Origin of the sequence: Isoptericola hypogeus, from assembly GCF_039531145.1 — a bacterium.
Taxonomy (GTDB): Bacteria; Actinomycetota; Actinomycetes; order Actinomycetales; family Cellulomonadaceae; genus Isoptericola; species Isoptericola hypogeus.
In genome coordinates this window covers 40303-55894 of the sequence record NZ_BAAAPM010000008.1, presented here as the reverse complement: position 1 = coordinate 55894, position 15592 = coordinate 40303, and the positions used below count along the sequence as shown (strand labels likewise).

Annotated in this window: 14 protein-coding genes; 5 read left to right on the top strand and 9 right to left on the bottom strand. The window is 73.6% G+C overall.

Features of this window, described 5'->3' with window-relative positions; genetic code table 11:
* Positions 1-42: 42 nt before the first annotated feature.
* From ABD254_RS15965 to ABD254_RS15940, 6 genes are all read right to left on the bottom strand, one after another.
* Complete coding sequence (locus ABD254_RS15965; RefSeq protein ID WP_344249547.1) at positions 43-2073, bottom strand: ABC transporter ATP-binding protein; 2031 nt, start codon at positions 2071-2073, stop codon at positions 43-45.
* Positions 2074-2158: 85 nt separating this feature from the next.
* Positions 2159-3910, bottom strand: a complete 1752-nt coding sequence (locus ABD254_RS15960) for an ABC transporter ATP-binding protein (protein ID WP_344249545.1) — start codon at positions 3908-3910, stop codon at positions 2159-2161.
* Between the two features lie 64 nt (positions 3911-3974).
* Positions 3975-4667, bottom strand: coding sequence for a TetR/AcrR family transcriptional regulator (locus tag ABD254_RS15955; protein WP_344249543.1), 693 nt, complete (start codon positions 4665-4667; stop codon positions 3975-3977).
* 172 nt (positions 4668-4839) lie between these two features.
* Positions 4840-6048 carry an SPFH domain-containing protein gene (locus ABD254_RS15950; protein ID WP_425553830.1) on the bottom strand — a complete coding sequence of 403 codons (1209 nt, stop codon included), beginning with the start codon at positions 6046-6048 and terminating at the stop codon, positions 4840-4842.
* 102 nt (positions 6049-6150) lie between these two features.
* Positions 6151-6630, bottom strand: a complete 480-nt coding sequence (locus tag ABD254_RS15945) for an NfeD family protein (RefSeq protein ID WP_344249542.1) — start codon at positions 6628-6630, stop codon at positions 6151-6153.
* Positions 6631-6724: 94 nt separating this feature from the next.
* Positions 6725-7522 carry an ABC transporter ATP-binding protein gene (locus ABD254_RS15940; protein WP_344249540.1) on the bottom strand — a complete coding sequence of 266 codons (798 nt, stop codon included), beginning with the start codon at positions 7520-7522 and terminating at the stop codon, positions 6725-6727.
* Between the two features lie 205 nt (positions 7523-7727).
* On the opposite strand from ABD254_RS15940, the gene ABD254_RS15935 reads away from it, so the two are divergent.
* Complete coding sequence (locus tag ABD254_RS15935) at positions 7728-8507, top strand: hypothetical protein (protein ID WP_344249538.1); 780 nt, start codon at positions 7728-7730, stop codon at positions 8505-8507.
* Between the two features lie 70 nt (positions 8508-8577).
* On the opposite strand, the gene glgA is transcribed toward ABD254_RS15935, so the two are convergent.
* Positions 8578-9882 carry a glycogen synthase gene (gene glgA, locus ABD254_RS15930; protein ID WP_344249536.1) on the bottom strand — a complete coding sequence of 435 codons (1305 nt, stop codon included), beginning with the start codon at positions 9880-9882 and terminating at the stop codon, positions 8578-8580.
* Between the two features lie 133 nt (positions 9883-10015).
* On the opposite strand from glgA, the gene glgC reads away from it, so the two are divergent.
* From glgC to ABD254_RS15910, 4 genes are all read left to right on the top strand, one after another.
* Positions 10016-11260, top strand: a complete 1245-nt coding sequence (gene glgC, locus ABD254_RS15925) for a glucose-1-phosphate adenylyltransferase (protein WP_344249534.1) — start codon at positions 10016-10018, stop codon at positions 11258-11260.
* Positions 11253-11975, top strand: a complete 723-nt coding sequence (gene serB, locus ABD254_RS15920) for a phosphoserine phosphatase SerB (protein WP_425553829.1) — start codon at positions 11253-11255, stop codon at positions 11973-11975. The genes glgC and serB overlap by 8 nt, the downstream gene beginning before the upstream one ends.
* A gap of 91 nt (positions 11976-12066) precedes the next feature.
* Positions 12067-13491 (top strand): purine-cytosine permease family protein, encoded by a 1425-nt coding sequence (locus ABD254_RS15915; protein WP_344249532.1) that lies wholly within the window; start codon positions 12067-12069, stop codon positions 13489-13491.
* A 71-nt stretch (positions 13492-13562) separates the two neighbouring features.
* Entirely contained in the window at positions 13563-14168 is a 606-nt protein-coding gene (locus ABD254_RS15910; protein ID WP_344250064.1) for a cysteine hydrolase family protein, read from the top strand.
* 36 nt (positions 14169-14204) lie between these two features.
* Here the strand turns inward: ABD254_RS15910 and ABD254_RS15905 are convergent, their stop codons facing one another.
* Together ABD254_RS15905 and fabI are read right to left on the bottom strand one after the other, a co-directional pair.
* The gene (locus ABD254_RS15905) at positions 14205-14756 is read right to left on the bottom strand and encodes a SixA phosphatase family protein (protein ID WP_344249530.1); all 552 of its coding nucleotides are present in this window, start codon (positions 14754-14756) and stop codon (positions 14205-14207) included.
* A 27-nt stretch (positions 14757-14783) separates the two neighbouring features.
* Positions 14784-15548, bottom strand: a complete 765-nt coding sequence (gene fabI, locus ABD254_RS15900) for an enoyl-ACP reductase FabI (RefSeq protein ID WP_344249528.1) — start codon at positions 15546-15548, stop codon at positions 14784-14786.
* Positions 15549-15592 lie beyond the last annotated feature (44 nt).

Sequence of the window (15592 nt, the reverse complement as noted above, 5' to 3'; positions counted from 1 at the left end):
ACGGCGGGCGGCGGACGACGCCCCGTCGTCGTGAGCCCGGGGCTAGACCCCCGCCGGGCCGACCACCACGTCCTCCTCGTCCACGGCGGGGGCGCTGAACTGCGACTCGTACAGCCGGGCGTACGCCCCGCCGGCGGCGAGCAGCGTGTCATGGTCGCCCTGCTCCACGATCTGCCCGTGCTCCATCACCACGATGGTGTCGGCGTCGCGGATCGTGGACAGCCGGTGCGCGATGACGAACGACGTGCGGTTCGCCCGCAGCGCGTTCATCGCCTGCTGCACCAGCACCTCGGTGCGGGTGTCGACCGAGCTCGTCGCCTCATCGAGCACGAGGATCTCCGGGTCGGCGAGGAACGCGCGGGCGATGGTCAGCAGCTGCTTCTCGCCCGCGGACAGAGCCGTCGCCTCGTCGTCCAGCACGGTGGCGTACCCGTCGGGCAGCGTGCGCACGAACGGGTCCACATGCGTGGCCTCCGCGGCGGCGAGGAACTCCTCCTCGCCCACCGTGGCGTCGTCGCGGACCCCGTACCGCAGGTTCTCCTCGATGGTCCCCTTGAACAGCCAGGTGTCCTGGAGCACCATGCCGATCCGCGAGCGCAGGTCGTCCCGCGTCATCGCGCGGCTGTCCACGCCGTCCAGCGTGATCCGGCCCTCGTTCACCTCGTAGAACCGCATGAGCAGGTTCACCAGCGTCGTCTTGCCGGCGCCCGTCGGTCCGACGATCGCGATCGTCTGGCCCGGCTCCGCGACGAGATCCAGGTGCTCGATGAGCGGCGTCGCGGGGTCGTAGGAGAACGACACGTCCTCGAACGCGACCCGGCCGCGCACGTGCGCCAGCCGGCGCGGCTCGTCCGGGTCCGGGCTCTGCTCGGGGGCGTCCAGCAGCTCGAACACGCGCTCCGCCGACGCGACGCCGGACTGGAGCAGGTTCATCATCGACGCGATCTGCGTCAGCGGCTGCGTGAACTGGCGCGAGTACTGGATGAACGCCTGCACGTCGCCCAGGGAGAGCTGGCCGGAGGCCACGCGGAGGCCGCCGACGACGGCGACCACCACGTAGTTGAGGTTCGCCAGGAAGCCCATCGTCGGCTGCATCGTGCCGGAGATGAACTGCGACTTCCGGGACGCGTCGTACAGCGCGTCGTTCTCCGCGCCGAACTTCGCCGCGGCCGCCTCCTGCCGCCCGTAGACCTTGACCAGCGAGTGCCCGGTGAACATCTCCTCGACGTGGGCGTTGAGCCGGCCGGTGGCCGCCCACTGGGCCACGAACTGCGGCTGCGACCGCTTGGCGATCTGCATCGTGAGGATCACGGACAGCGGCACGGTGACGAGCGCGACGAGCGCCAGCACCCACGAGATCCAGAACATCATCCCGAGCACGCCGATCACCGTGAGCACGGACGTCACGAGCTGCGCGAGCGTCTGCGTCGTCGTCTGCGCCACGTTGTCGATGTCGTTGGTGACGCGCGAGAGGATCTCGCCCTTGGCCTGCTTGTCCACGTAGCTCAGCGGGATGCGGTGGAGCTTGGCCTCCACCTCGTCGCGCAGCCGCCGCATCGTGTTCTGCACCGCGATCGTCATGATCCGCGCCTGCAGCCACCCGAAGAGGAAGGCGCCCAGGTAGATGGCGAGCACCCACATCAGGATCTCGGAGAGCCGGGTGAAGTCGACCCCCTGGCCGACGACGACACCGTTCATCGAGGCGAGCATGTCCGCCTGGGTCGTGTCGCCGGAGGCGCGCAGGCCCTCGACCACCTGGTCGATCGGTGTCCCGGCGGGGACCTGGGGCGACTCGATCGCCTTGCCGACCACGCCCGCGAAGATGACGTTGGTCGCGTCGCCCAGGATCTTCGGGCCCACGACGGTGAGCGCCACCGAGACGACGCCGCACAGGGTGAGCAGGACGACGCGCGCCCGCTCGGGTCGCATCACCCGCGCGAACCGCTTGAGCGACCCGGTGAAGTCCATCGCCTTCGCGCCGGGAGCCCCGCCGCCCATGCCCATCGGGCCGCCGCCGCGGGGGCCGCCGGCGGGACGCGCGCTCGCTGCCGGCGCCTTGCGTTCCGTGCTCATGCCGGGCTCCTCTCGCATGACCGCTGCGGTGCCTCGCTCCGCCAGCCCTCGTTCCTCGCGCTCGCTCCGCGGGGGCTCCTCGCGCTCATGCCGCCTCCTCGAGGGACATCTGGGAGGAGACGATCTCCTGGTAGGTCTCGTTGTCGGCGAGCAGCTCGGTGTGCGTGCCGCGCCCGACGATGCGGCCGTGGTCCAGCACGAGGATCTGGTCCGCGTCACGGATGGTCGCCACCCGCTGGGCGACGACGAGGACGGTCGCATCCTGCGTGCGCGGTCTCAGCGCCGCGCGCAGCCGCGCGTCCGTGCTGTAGTCGAGCGCCGAGAACGAGTCGTCGAACAGGTAGACCCACGGCCGACGCACCACGGCGCGCGCGATCGCGAGCCGCTGCCGCTGGCCGCCCGAGAACGTGGTGCCGCCCTGCGCCACCGGCGCCTCGAGGCCCTCGGGGAGCGCCTCGACGAAGTCGCGTGCCTGCGCGATCTCCAGCGCGGCCCACATCTCGTCCTCGGTCGCGTCGGCCTTGCCGTAGCGCAGGTTGTCGGCGATGGTGCCGCTGAACAGGAACGCCTTCTGGGGCACCAGCCCGAGCAGGGAGCCCAGGTCGCCGGAGGCCAGGTCGCGCACGTCGACGCCGTCCACGAGCACCCGCCCGCCGGTCACGTCGAAGAGCCGTGGCACCAGGTTGAGCAGCGTCGTCTTGCCCGCGCCGGTGGAACCGATGATCGCGGTCACCCGGCCGGGCGACGCAGTGAACGTCAGGTCGTGCAGCACCGGCTCGTCCGCGCCCGGGTACCGGAACTCGACGCCCTCGAACCGCACCTCGCCGCGCGGCCCCTCGCCGTCGGACAGGGAGGTGAGGCCGACCGCGGCAGCCGGCTCCGTGACCGAGGTCTCGGTGCCGAGCACGTCGCTGATGCGGCCCGCCGCCACCGAGGCGCGCGGCACCATCATCACCATCATCGTCGACATCATGACGGCCATGAGGATGTACATGATGTAGCTGAGGAAGGCCATGAGCGCGCCCACCTGCATCTGGCCGTTGTCGATCCGCTGCGCGCCGAACCACAGCACCGCGACGCTCGAGGCGTTCATGATCAGCATGACCATCGGGAAGGCCAGCGCCATGAGCTTGCCGGCGTTCAGCGACGTGTCGTAGAGCGCCTCGTTGGTGGCGCCGAACCGCTCCAGCTCGCGGCGCTCGCGGACGAAGGCGCGCACGACGCGCAGGCCGGTGATCTGCTCGCGCAGCACGCCGTTGATCGCGTCGATGCGCTTCTGCATCGCCTTGAAGTACGGCACCATCCGCCACATCAGCAGCCCCATGGCGATGCCCAGGACCGGCACCACGACGAGCAGCAGCGCGGACAGCTCGACGTCCTCCTGCAACGCCATGATGACGCCGCCGACCAGCATGATCGGCGCCATCACCATGATGGTGAAGGTCATGAGCACGACCATCATCACCTGCTGCACGTCGTTGGTCGTGCGGGTGATGAGCGACGGCGCGCCGAACTGGCCGAGCTCACGCGCGGAGAATCCCTGCACGGAGTCGAACAGGTCGCGCCGCACGTCGCGGCCGAGCGCCGTGGCGGCCCTGGCCCCCAGGAAGACCGCGCCGACGGCGCAGACGACCTGGGCGAGGCTCACGACCAGCATCCAGCCGCCCACGCGCATGATGTAGCCGGTGTCGCCCTGCGTCACGCCGTTGTCGACGATGTCCGCGTTGAGCGACGGCAGGTAGAGGGAGGCCAGCGTCGCGAGCAGCTGCAGCGCGAGCAGCAGCCAGACGGCTCCGGCGTACGGGCGCAGATAGGTCCGCGCCAGGGAGACGAGCATCAGAGGCTCCTGGGGTGGTGAGGCGGTGGTGTCGCCGGGCGGCGCGGCTGCGGGTTCGCCCGGTTCATGGCTGGGGTTCCTCGGTCCGATCCTGCGCGATGCCGTGCACGAGCGCATCGGCGACGACGCTCGCCGACGGAGCGGGCACGAGGTGATCGATCCGTCCGTGCGTGCCGGCGATGCTCGCCTCGAGCAGGGCGATCGCGACGTCGAGCGGCACCCGGAGGCGGTGCGCGTCGGGGGCGAGCACGCTCGTCAGACCCTCGACGGTGGCCCGGCGCTGCAGCTCCCGCTGCTCCAGGAGGTGGGAGCGGAAGTCCCGCACGTGCTCCGGCGGCGTCCCGCCGCCCGTGCGGTGGTGCAGCATCCGCAGCACACTCATCCAGCGCACGACGTCGGCCATGCGGCGCCGTCCGAGCTCGATGACCTCGGTGAGCCGGTCCTCGAGCGGGAGGGTCCTGTCGATCGCGGCCAGCTCGGTCCGCGTCTCCTCGGGCCCGGAGGCCCGGTGCAGACCCTCGACCGCGACGGCGCCCACGAGCGTGAGCTTGTCGCCGAAGGCCCGGAAGATCGTGCCCTCCGCGACCCCGGCGGCGTCGGCGAGCTCGCGGCTCGTGACGTCGACGCCGCGCTCGCCGACCAGCGGCAGCACGGCGTCGACGATCGCCGCGCGGCGGTCGTCCGGGGTCATCGGTGCGGCGCGACCGCCCACGCCCGGCGCCGGCCCGCCCGGCGGTGCTGCGTCCTGTGGCGACATGACCGCCACCCTAGATGAGTGAGCACTCACTCCGCAACGGGGTGCTCGGCACCTCCGCCCGGTCGGAACGTCGGCGGCCGGCCCGCGCGACGCCGACGCACGACGAGGGGCCGCCATCCGTGCCGGATGACGACCCCTCGCGTACCGCGCGCCGCCCGTCGCGGGCGGGCGGTCACTGCTGCTGCGGCGGCTCCTCCTGCTCGCCCCCGAGCGTGCGCGGCTCGGGCCCCGGGACCGGCGGCACCGGCGGCCGCTCCCCCGAGGGGCGCTGCCCGCGCGTCGCGCCCGGGTCGAACGGCGCGCCCGAACGGGTGCCCGCGCTGGTCGCGTCGGCCGTGGCCGCCTCGGCCTGCCGGCGCGCCTCGGCGAGGGCCTCGCCCGGGTCGGTGAGGGCCGACTCGCCCAGCATGGAGCTGCGCCGCCGCTGCGCCTCCGCGTCCTCGTCCTCGGCAGCCGCCGCCGAGGGCGGCGCGGGGATCCCGGGCGTGCCCGGCACTCCCCCGAAGCCCTGGGCGATCGAGCCGAGCGCCGCCGTGAACTCCGTCGGCACGACCCACAGCTTCGAGGCGGTGCCGTTGGCGATCTGGGGAAGCATCTGCAGGTACTGGTAGGCGAGCAGCTTGGGGTCGGCGTCGCCGGTGTGGATGGCGTCGAAGACCTGCAGGATCGCCCGCGCCTCGCCCTCGGCCGTGAGGATCGCCGCCTGGGCGTTGCCCTCCGCCCGCAGGATCTGGGACTGCTTCTCGCCCTCGGCCGTGAGGATCTGCGACTGCTTGACGCCCTCGGCCGTGAGGATCGTCGCGCGGCGGTCGCGCTCGGCGCGCATCTGCTGCTCCATCGCGCCCTGCACGCTCTGCGGCGGGTCGATCGACTTGAGCTCGACGCGGTTGACGCGCACGCCCCAGCGCCCGGTCGCCTCGTCCAGCACGCCGCGCAGCTGGCCGTTGATCTGGTCGCGGCTGGTCAGCGTCTGTTCGAGGTCCATGGACCCGACGACGTTGCGCAGCGTGGTGACCGTGAGCTGCTCGATACCGGTGATGTAGTTCGCGATCTCGTACACCGCCGACTTCGGCTCGGTCACCTGGAAGTAGATGACGGTGTCGATGCTCACCACGAGGTTGTCCGACGTGATCACCGGCTGCGGCGGGAACGAGACGACCTGCTCGCGCAGGTCTACCTTGGCACGCACCTTGTCGATGAAGGGCACCAGCCAGTGCAGGCCCGGCTCGAACGTCTTGCTATAGCGTCCGAGCCGTTCGATGACCTGCGCGGTGGCCTGTGGTACGACCTGCACCATCTTGAAGAGCGCCACGACCACGAAGACGACGAGTGCGAGGATGACGATCCACAACACGATGGTGCTGGCGGAGGGGTCGGACACGAGGGTCCCTTTCTGTCGACGTCGAACAGGGGCGCCGGCGGGCCGGCGGGTGGTGCGGGACGTGCGCGACGCCCGGCCGCGGTGACGCGGGCCGGGCGCCGATCAGGCGCTGTGCTCGGGCTGGGAGCGGGTGGACCCGGCGGGCTCGACGACGGCGGTGGCGCCGTCGATCCGCACCACGCGCAGCTCGGCGCCCTCGGGCACGCGGCCCGTGGAGTCGGGCACGCCGTCGTCGACCAGGCGGGCACTCCAGACCTCGCCCATGAGCTTGACGCGGCCGCCGGCCTCGGTGACCTCCGTGATCGCCACGGCGGGCCGCCCCACGTGGGCGGCGGCGTTCGTCTCGACGAGGGGGACCCGCTGACGCAGATGCTGCAGCAGCCAGGGCCGCAGCACGAAGAGCAGGAGCAGGGCGGTCACGCACGCGACGACGAACTGCAGCCACACCGGCCCGCCCGCCGCCGCGGTGACGGCCCCGCCGAGGGCGCCGCCCGCGAGCATGATGAAGACGAGGTCGAGCGACAGCATCTCGACGGCGGCGAGCACCAGCGCCGCGCCGACCCACCACAGCCACGAATCCATGGTCACCTCCGCCCGACCCCGGGCCGGGACCCTAATGTCGCGGCCACGAGGTTTTGCACAGACTTTACCAACCAAACCCCGTGCGCGGGAACACTCAGCGCCCGGCGGGTCGGGCGGCGCGCGCGAGCCAGCGCCCGCCGCCGTGGGCCACCATGAGGGGGATGCCGAAGGCCGCCGACAGGTTGTCCGCGGTGAGCACCTCCTCGATCGGCCCGGCCGCCTGCACGGAGGCGTTGCCCATCAGCAGCAGGTGGGTGAAGCCCGGCGGGATCTCCTCCACGTGGTGGGTCACCAGGACCAGCACGGGCGAGGCCTCGTCGGCGGCGAGCTCGGAGAGCGCCGCCACGAGCTCCTCGCGCCCGGCCAGGTCCAGCCCGGCCGCGGGCTCGTCGAGGAGCAGGATCTCCGGGTCGGTCATGAGCGCCCGCGCGATCTGCACGCGCTTGCGCTCCCCCTCGGACAGGGTGCCGTAGTGCCGGTCGGCGAGGTCGGCGACGTCGAACGCCGCGAGCAGGTCCTTGGCGCGCTGCTCGTCGAACTCCTCGTAGGCCTCCTGCCATCGGCCGGTCACGCCGTACGCGGCGGTGAGCACGACGTCGCGCACCCGCTCGTGGCCGGGGATCCGCTCCGCGAGCGCCGCGGACGAGAAGCCGATGCGCGGGCGCAGCTCGAACACGTCGACGCGGCCCAGCCGCTCCCCCAGCAGGTCGGCGGTGCCCGACGTCGGGTGCGAGCGCCCCGCGAGGATCTGCAGCAGCGTCGTCTTGCCCGCGCCGTTCGGGCCCAGGACGACCCAGCGCTCGCCCTCGTTCACCTGCCAGTCGATGCCGCCGAGGAGGGTGGAGGTGCCGCGTCGGACGGTGACGCCCTTCAGGTCGAGAACCGCGCTCATGAGGCCCGACCCTACCCGAGCGACCGGCGCCTCCCGGCACCCGCGCGCCGGGTCCGGCGCTCGTCGTCGGGCACCTCCTCCGGTGCCTCCGCGCGCGCCCGGCGCACACCCCGACAGGCGCCGCGACCTGCCCGGCGACCGGCCACGGGCCCAATGGGACGGACCGCCCTGCGGGGGTCCAACCCGAACGTCTACTGTGTGGCGGGTGGACGCCGACCCGAACGCCCTGCCGCGCAGCGTGGTGCTGGCGCTGTGGCTCGGATCCGTGGGCGCCGCCCCCGGGCTGGTGGTGCGCAGCGTGCAGGACGACGACGAGCCGCACACGGTCACGGGCCTGCCGGGCTCGGCTTCCGGCCTCGGCGACGCGGGCCTCAAGGAACTCGTCGCGTCCTGGTCCGCGGGCCCCCGCGAGGTGTGCGCGCTGCTCCCCGCGCCCGGCGACCCGGGCGGCGTCCCGGCCGCGGCCAACCCCGGCGCGACGGACGCCGGCGAGTGCGTGGTCGTCACCACCCCCGCCGGGTCGTTTGCCGCCGTCCCGGAGGTCACGGCCTTCGGCAGCGCCCTCGAGCCGGGCCACCTGGTCCGCTGGGAGGTCGTCCCGGTGCCGGCCTGGTCCACCCTCGTTGCCGGCGCGCTCGGTTCGCTCGCCGACGCCGAGCGCGAGCTCCGTACCAACCTCGTGGTCGCGACGGACGCGCTCGACACCCTCGACGTGGCCCGGTGGCGCGACGACGCCGCCGACGCCATCGAACGGGTGCGGCGCACCACCACCGCCGGCTGGCCGGTCCCCACGCTCGACGGCCGCCGCGCCCGGGTGCTGCAGCTGGCCACGAAGCTCCTGGCCATCGTCGACCTCGCCACCGCCGACGACGGGGGCGCGGTCAACCTGTGGCAGTCCGACCAGCGCTCCACGGCGCTGCGCGAGGTCGAGCGCACGGCCCGGCACGCCCTGTCCGCCGCGACCTACGCCACGCTCCCCGGCTGACCCGCCGACGGCCCGGGCCGCGCGTCCGAGGCCTACCGAAGGTCACCACCCGAGGCCGGCCTCGACCGGCTCAACCAGCGGGTGCTGCCAGGACGGCCCGGTAGACGTCCATCGTCCGCTCGGCGATCGCCGACCACGCGAAGTGCTCCTCGGCTCGACGACGGCCCGCGGCCCCCATCACGGCGGCGCGGGCCGGGTCCTCGACGGCGGCGGTGAGCGCCGCGGCGAGGTCGGCCACGAACCGCTCCGGGTCCACGGGCGTCCCCGTCCCGTCGTCCGCCTGCTCGATCGGCACCAGCGCGCCCGTGACACCGTCGTCGACGACCTCGGGGATGCCGCCCGTCGCCGTGCCGACGACCGGCAGCCCGACCGCCATCGCCTCCAGGTTGACGATCCCCAGCGGCTCGTAGACGGACGGGCACACGAAGACCGTGCACGCCGCGAGCACGGCGACGAGGTCGGGTCGCGGCAGCATCTGCTCGATCCACACGACGCCCGCCTCCTCGGACGAGCCGGACGGCCCGGACGACCCGCCGCGCGCACGCCGCAGGTCGTCCACCAGCGCGCGCACCTCCGCCAGGATCTCGGGGGTGTCCGGGGCGCCCGCGCACAGCACCAGCTGCACCTCGCGCGGCAGCCGGGCGGCGGCCCGCAGCAGGTAGGGCAGGCCCTTCTGCCGGGTGATGCGGCCCACGAAGACCACCGCCGGGCGCTCGGGGTCGATGCCCAGCTCGCGCACCACGCGCTCCGCCGCCGCGTCGCCGGCGGGCGGGCGCTGCCAGCCCGCGAGGTCGATGCCGTTGTGCACCACGTGCACGCGCGCCGGGTCGAGCTCGGGATAGACCCGCAGGATGTCGGCCCGCATGCCCGCCGACACGGCGATCACGCCCGCCGCGCCGTGGTACGCCGTGCGCTCCGCCCACGACGACAGCGCGTACCCGCCGCCGAGCTGCTCGGCCTTCCAGGGCCGCAGGGGCTCCAGCGAGTGCGCCGTGACGACGTGCGGCGCCCCGTGCAGCAGCGAGCCGAGGTGGCCCGCGAGGTTGGCGTACCAGGTGTGCGAGTGCACGACGTCGGCCCCCGCCACGTCCGCGGCCATCTCCAGGTCGACGCCGAGCGTCCCGAGCGCCGGGTTCGCATGCGCGAGCCTCGCCGGCACCGCGTAACCCGTGACGCCGCCGTCGCCCGGGTCGGGGCGCTCGCCGTCGAAGCAGCGGACCCGGACGTCCGCATGGGGACGCAGCACGGCCGACAGCTCGGCCACGTGCACCCCCGCCCCTCCGTAGACGTGGGGCGGGTACTCGCGGGTCAGCAGGTCGACCCGGACCGGGGTGCTCGACCCGATGCCCGGCGACGTGCTCGGCGGCGTGCTCACGCCGCCCAACCTATCGCCCGGGGGCCGACCCGCCCGGGCGGACCCGGGACGGATCCGAGGTCGTGGCCGGTCCGCGGCGGGTGTCGCGCCGGGTCGCGCGGCGCGGCGACCGCCGAGGTCCTAGGGTCGGGGCATGGTGACGTCGCACCCCCGCGTGCTCGCGATCGTCCTCGCCGGCGGCGAGGGGAAACGGCTCATGCCACTGACGGCGCACCGCGCGAAGCCCGCGGTGCCGTTCGGCGGGATCTACCGGCTGGTGGACTTCGCCCTGTCGAACCTCATCAACTCGCACTACCTGCAGGTCATCGTGCTGACGCAGTACAAGTCGCACTCGCTGGACCGGCACATCTCCAAGACGTGGCGGATGTCGGCGCTGCTGGGCAACTACGTCTCGTCGGTGCCCGCGCAGCAGCGCGTCGGCAAGCACTGGTACCTCGGCAGCGCCGACGCGATCTACCAGTGCCTCAACATCATCGACGACGAGCGGCCCGACATCGTCGTCGTGCTGGGCGCCGACCACGTGTACCGGATGGACTTCTCCCAGATGGTCGACGCGCACGTGTCCTCGGGCGCCCGGGCCACCGTCGCGGCGATCCGGCAGCCGATCTCGTTCGCGGACCAGTTCGGCGTCATCGACGTCGAGCCGGACGACCCGACGCGGATCCGCGACTTCCTCGAGAAGCCCGTCAACCCCGTGGGACTCCCCGACTCCCCCACCGAGATCCTCGCGTCGATGGGCAACTACGTGTTCGACGCCGACGCCCTGGTCGAGGCGGTCACGAAGGACTCGTCCGACCCCGACTCCCGGCACGACATGGGCGGGGACATCGTCCCGGCGTTCGTCGCCGAGGGCACGGCCGGGGTGTACGACTTCATCCGCAACGACATCCCCGGCTCCACCGACCGCGACCGCGACTACTGGCGCGACGTCGGCACGATCGACGCCTACTTCGAGGCCAACACGGACCTCATCGCCGTGCAGCCGGTGTTCAACCTCTACAACATGGACTGGCCGGTGTACACGGGGTACACCGGGCTGCCGCCGGCGAAGTTCGTGCACGCCGGCGCCGGGCGCCTCGGGCACGCCGCCGACTCGATCGTCTCGCCTGGTGTCCTCATCTCCGGCGCGACGGTCGCAGGGTCCATCCTGTCCCCGGGCTCGCACCTGCACTCCTGGGCCACCGTCACGGACTCCGTCCTGATGGACAACGTCCAGGTGCAGCGGCACGCCCAGGTCCACCGCGCCATCCTCGACAAGAACGTGGTGGTGGGCGAGCGGGCACGCGTCGGCGTCGACCACGAGCAGGACCGGGCCCGCGGGTTCACCGTCACCGACTCGGGGATCACCGTCGTCCCGAAGGGCACCGTCCTTGCCTGACCCCACGCACCTCGACCGTCCCGCGCACGACCCCCACCCCGCCCCGCCCGCTCCCCGCCGGCTCGTGGTGACCGACGTCGACTCGACGTTCATCACGGCCGAGGTCATCGAGCTGATCGCCGACCACGCCGGGACGCGCGCCGAGGTGGCCGCCGTGACCGAGCGGGCCATGCGCGGCGAGCTCGACTTCGCCGGGTCGCTGCGCGAGCGCGTCGCGACCCTGGCCGGCGTGCCCGTCTCGGCCCTCGACGCCGTGCGCGCCGAGCTCGAGCTAACGCCGGGCGCCGCCGAGCTGCTCGCCGAGACCCGCCGCCGCGGCTGGGAGTTCGGCCTCGTCTCGGGCGGGTTCGCCGAGATCCTGGAGCCGCTCGCCGCGTCGCTCGGGATCCGGCTGTGGCGCGCCAACCGGCTCGAGGTCTCCGGCGGGGTGCTCACCGGCCGCACGCTCGGGCCGGTGATCGACCGGGCGGACAAGGCCGCGACGCTGCGCCGCTGGGCCTCCGAGTGCGGGATCGCGATGATCGACACCGTCGCGGTGGGCGACGGCGCGAACGACCTCGACATGATCGAGGCCGCCGGCATCGGGATCGCCTTCGCCGCCAAGCCCCTCGTGCGGGCGCAGGCGCCGTTCAGCATCGACGGCCCGCGGCTGGACGCCGTGCTCGACGTCGTCGACGAGGTGGACGCCGCCGCCGGGCGCCCGCCGGCCCCCTGACACCGCGCGGTCCCCGCCCTCGGGCGGCGTCCGGCCTGATGGTCGCGGCGCAGCCGTAGCGGCCCGGACCGCGCCGCGGGAGGATCGTGGGATGGCGACCACCGTCGAGACCAACGCGCTCAACACGATCGACGAGTCCGAGCGGCACGGGCGCCCGCGCGACCTGTTCTGGCCCTGGTTCGCGGCGAACGTCTCCGTGCTCGGGCTGGGGTACGGGTCGTACCTGCTCGCGTTCGAGGTGTCGTTCGCCCAGGCGGTGGCGGTCGGGGTCGTCGGGATCGTCGTCTCGTTCCTCTTCTGCGGGTTCGTCTCGCTCGCCGGCCGGCGCGGCTCGGCGCCGACGATGGTGCTCAGCCGCGCCGCGTTCGGGGTGCGCGGCAACGCCCTGCCGTCGCTGCTGTCCTGGGTGCTGACGGTGGGCTGGGAGACGGTGCTGGTCTCGCTCGCCACGCTCGCGACCGCGACCGTGCTGGGCACCCTCGGCTGGGGCGGCGGCACGGTCACGCAGGCGGTGACGCTCGGCGTCGTGGCGCTCGTCGTTGTCGCCGCCGGGGTCTTCGGGTTCCAGCTCGTGATGCGCCTGCAGCAGGTGATCACGGTGCTGACGGCGGTGCTCACCGTCGTGTACGTGGTGCTGGTCGCCGGCCACGTGGACTGGGCCACCGTCGCGTCGATCCCGCCGGGCACCGCCCCGCAGGTCGTGGGCGGGCTGGTCTTCATGATGACCGGGTTCGGGCTCGGCTGGGTGAACATGGCCGCCGACTACTCCCGCTACCTGCCCCGCTCGGCCTCCGGGCCGGGCGTCGTCGGCTGGACGACGTTCGGCGCCTCCCTGCCGCCCGTGCTCCTGCTGGTCGCGGGGCTGCTGCTCGCCGGGTCCGACCCCGCGCTGGCGGACGCGATCGGGACCGACCCGATCGGCGCGCTCGCGGTGCTGCTGCCGACGTGGTTCCTCGTGCCGTTCATGCTCGTCGTGCTGGCGGGGCTCGTCGGCGGCGCGGCGCTCGACATCTACTCCTCCGGCCTGGCGCTGCTGTCCCTGGGGCTGCCCGCGCCGCGCTGGGCCGCCGCGGCGATCGACGGCGTCCTCATGGTGCTCGGCGCGATCTACGTCGTCTTCGTCGCCGACGAGTTCTTCGGCCCGTTCCAGGGTTTCCTCATCACCCTCGGCGTCCCGATCGCCGCGTGGTGCGGGGTGCTGCTCGCCGACATCGCGCTGCGGCGCCGCGACTACGCGGAGCGGGACCTGTACGACCCCGCCGGCAGGTACGGGCGGGTGCGCTGGTCGGCCGTCGGGCTCGTGGTGATCGGCACCGCGATCGGGTGGGGCCTGGTCACCAACACCTACGCCGGCTGGCTCGCCTGGCAGGGCTACCTGCTGGGGCCGCTCGGCCTCGGCGGTCGCACGGGCACGTGGGCGGGCGCGAACGTCGGCGTGCTGGTGGCGCTCGCGCTCGGCTTCGTCGTCACCCTGGCGGTCACCGCCCGCTCGGTGCGGCGGCAGGAGGAGCGGTGAGCGCCGGGGCGCCAGGCCCGGCGGCCGAGGCCGAGCCGGCGGCGGGCGACGCACGGCTCGTCGTCGTGGACATGCAGCGCGTCTTCGCCGAGCCGCCCAGCCCGTGGGCGTCCCCGGGCTTCCCGGGCGCCCTGGCCGGAGTGCGCCGCCTGCTGCCGGCGTTCGCCGGCCGCGTCGTGCTCACCCGGTATGTCGCGCCGGCCGAGCCGCGCGGCGCCTGGGCCGACTACTTCGCGGCGTGGCCGTTCGCGCTCGTGCCCCCGGACGACCCGTGGTACGACCTGGTCGACGGGATGGTCGACGGGATGGTCGACGGGATGGTCGACGGGATGGTCGACGGGATGGTCGACGGGACGGGCGACGGGATGGACGACGGGATGGTCGACGGGCCCGGGCGGGCGCCCGTCGTCACCCGGACGACGTTCGGCAAGTGGGGCCCCGAGCTGGCGGCGGCGACCGGCGGCGCGACGACGTTGGTGGTGGCCGGCGTCTCGACGGACTGTTGCGTGCTGTCCACGGTGCTCGCGGCGGCCGACGCCGGCCGGCGGGTCCGCGTCGTCGCCGACGCGTGCGCCGGGGCGAGCGCCGCCGACCACGAGCGGGCGCTCGACGTCATGCGCCTGTACGCGCCGCTCGTGGAGGTCACGACGGTGGCCGACGTCGTCGGCCCCCGCTGAGGCGCGGGCCGACCAGCGAGGCCGGGCCGACGAGGGTCAGGACGGACGGCCGACGTGCACCAGCCGCGCCGACGACCGGCCCCAGTCGGCCCACGGCCGGTCGGTCGACTCCAGCACCGAGTAGGTTGCCGTCGGCACACCCACGCGCACCTGCGCGAGCGCCGCGTCGTCGGAGCCCTCGTCGGCGAGGTAGGCGGCCGTGGCCGCCATCGTCGGCTCGTGCCCGACGACGAGCACGGTGCGCCGCGAGGCGGGGACGGTGCGCAGGAGGTCGAGCACGTCGCCGACGCTCGCCTCGTAGAGCTCCTCCCGCACCTGGAGCGAGACCGCGGACGCGCCGTCGAGATGGGCCGAGGCGAGGTCCCACGTCTGGCGGGTGCGCAGCGCGGACGAGACGAGCGCGACCTCCGGGACGAGGCGACCGGCGGTGAGCGCCATGCCGACCCGCCCGGCCTGCCGGCGTCCGTTGAGGGCCAGCGGGCGCTGGACGTCGGGGACGACGCCACGGCCGGGCTCGGCCTTGGCATGGCGCAACAGCACGAGCCGCCATCGCGGCGCGGCGCCCTCAGGCTGAGTTACCGCTCTCATGCGCTCCGTCTCATCACGTCGGTCCGGTCACTGGCCCATCGCGTGGACACCGCCGTCGACGTGGACGATCTCACCGGTCGTGGCGGGGAACCAGTCCGACAGGAGCGCCACCACGGCGCGCGCGGCAGGCTCCGCGGTCGTCTGGTCCCAGCCGAGCGGGGCCCGCTGCGGCCAGGCGTCCTCCATGGTCGCGAAGCCCGGGATGGACTTGGCGGCCGTGGTGCGGATCGGCCCGGCGGAGACGAGGTTACACCGGATGCCGTGCGGCCCGAGGTCGCGCGCCAGGTAACGGTTCGCGGACTCCAGGCCGGCCTTCGCCACGCCCATCCAGTCGTACACGGGCCAGGCGAACGTGGCGTCGAACGTGAGGCCGACGTAGGCGCCGCCCGTCATCAGCGGGCGGGCCGCCTCGATGAGCGACTTGTACGAGTACGTCGAGATCTGCAGCGCCGTGGCGACGTCGTCCCACCCGGCCGACAGGAAGTTGCCGCCCATCACGGACTGGGGCGCGAAGCCGATGGAGTGCACGACGCCGTCGAGGGTGTCAGTGTGCTCGCGCACGCGGTCGGCGAGCGCGCCGAGGTCCTCGCCGCTCGTCACGTCGAGCTCGACGACGGGCGCCTCGGCCGGCAGCCGCTTGGCGAACGCCTGGGTGAGCTTCATCTGCCGCCCGAACGAGCTGAGGATGACCTCGGCCCCCTGCTCCTGCGCCAGCCGGGCCGCGTGGAACGCGATCGAGCTGTCGGTGAGGACGCCGGTGATGAGGAGCTTCTTGCCGTCGAGCAGAGCCATGATGACCTTTCGCTGGGTGCTGGTGGGAGCGTAGCGGCCCGTGG

Excerpts from the sequence above, each read along its gene's own strand:
- ABD254_RS15965 (WP_344249547.1), bottom strand. The coding sequence starts at position 2,073 with ATGAGCACGGAACGCAAGGCGCCGGCAGCGAGCGCGCGTCCCGCCGGC.
- ABD254_RS15960 (WP_344249545.1), bottom strand. The coding sequence starts at position 3,910 with ATGCTCGTCTCCCTGGCGCGGACCTATCTGCGCCCGTACGCCGGAGCC.
- ABD254_RS15955 (WP_344249543.1), bottom strand. The coding sequence starts at position 4,667 with ATGTCGCCACAGGACGCAGCACCGCCGGGCGGGCCGGCGCCGGGCGTG.
- ABD254_RS15945 (WP_344249542.1), bottom strand. The coding sequence starts at position 6,630 with ATGGATTCGTGGCTGTGGTGGGTCGGCGCGGCGCTGGTGCTCGCCGCC.
- ABD254_RS15940 (WP_344249540.1), bottom strand. The coding sequence starts at position 7,522 with ATGAGCGCGGTTCTCGACCTGAAGGGCGTCACCGTCCGACGCGGCACC.
- glgC (WP_344249534.1), top strand. The coding sequence starts at position 10,016 with ATGGTGACGTCGCACCCCCGCGTGCTCGCGATCGTCCTCGCCGGCGGC.
- ABD254_RS15915 (WP_344249532.1), top strand. The coding sequence starts at position 12,067 with ATGGCGACCACCGTCGAGACCAACGCGCTCAACACGATCGACGAGTCC.
- ABD254_RS15910 (WP_344250064.1), top strand. The coding sequence starts at position 13,563 with ATGCAGCGCGTCTTCGCCGAGCCGCCCAGCCCGTGGGCGTCCCCGGGC.
- ABD254_RS15905 (WP_344249530.1), bottom strand. The coding sequence starts at position 14,756 with ATGAGAGCGGTAACTCAGCCTGAGGGCGCCGCGCCGCGATGGCGGCTC.
- fabI (WP_344249528.1), bottom strand. The coding sequence starts at position 15,548 with ATGGCTCTGCTCGACGGCAAGAAGCTCCTCATCACCGGCGTCCTCACC.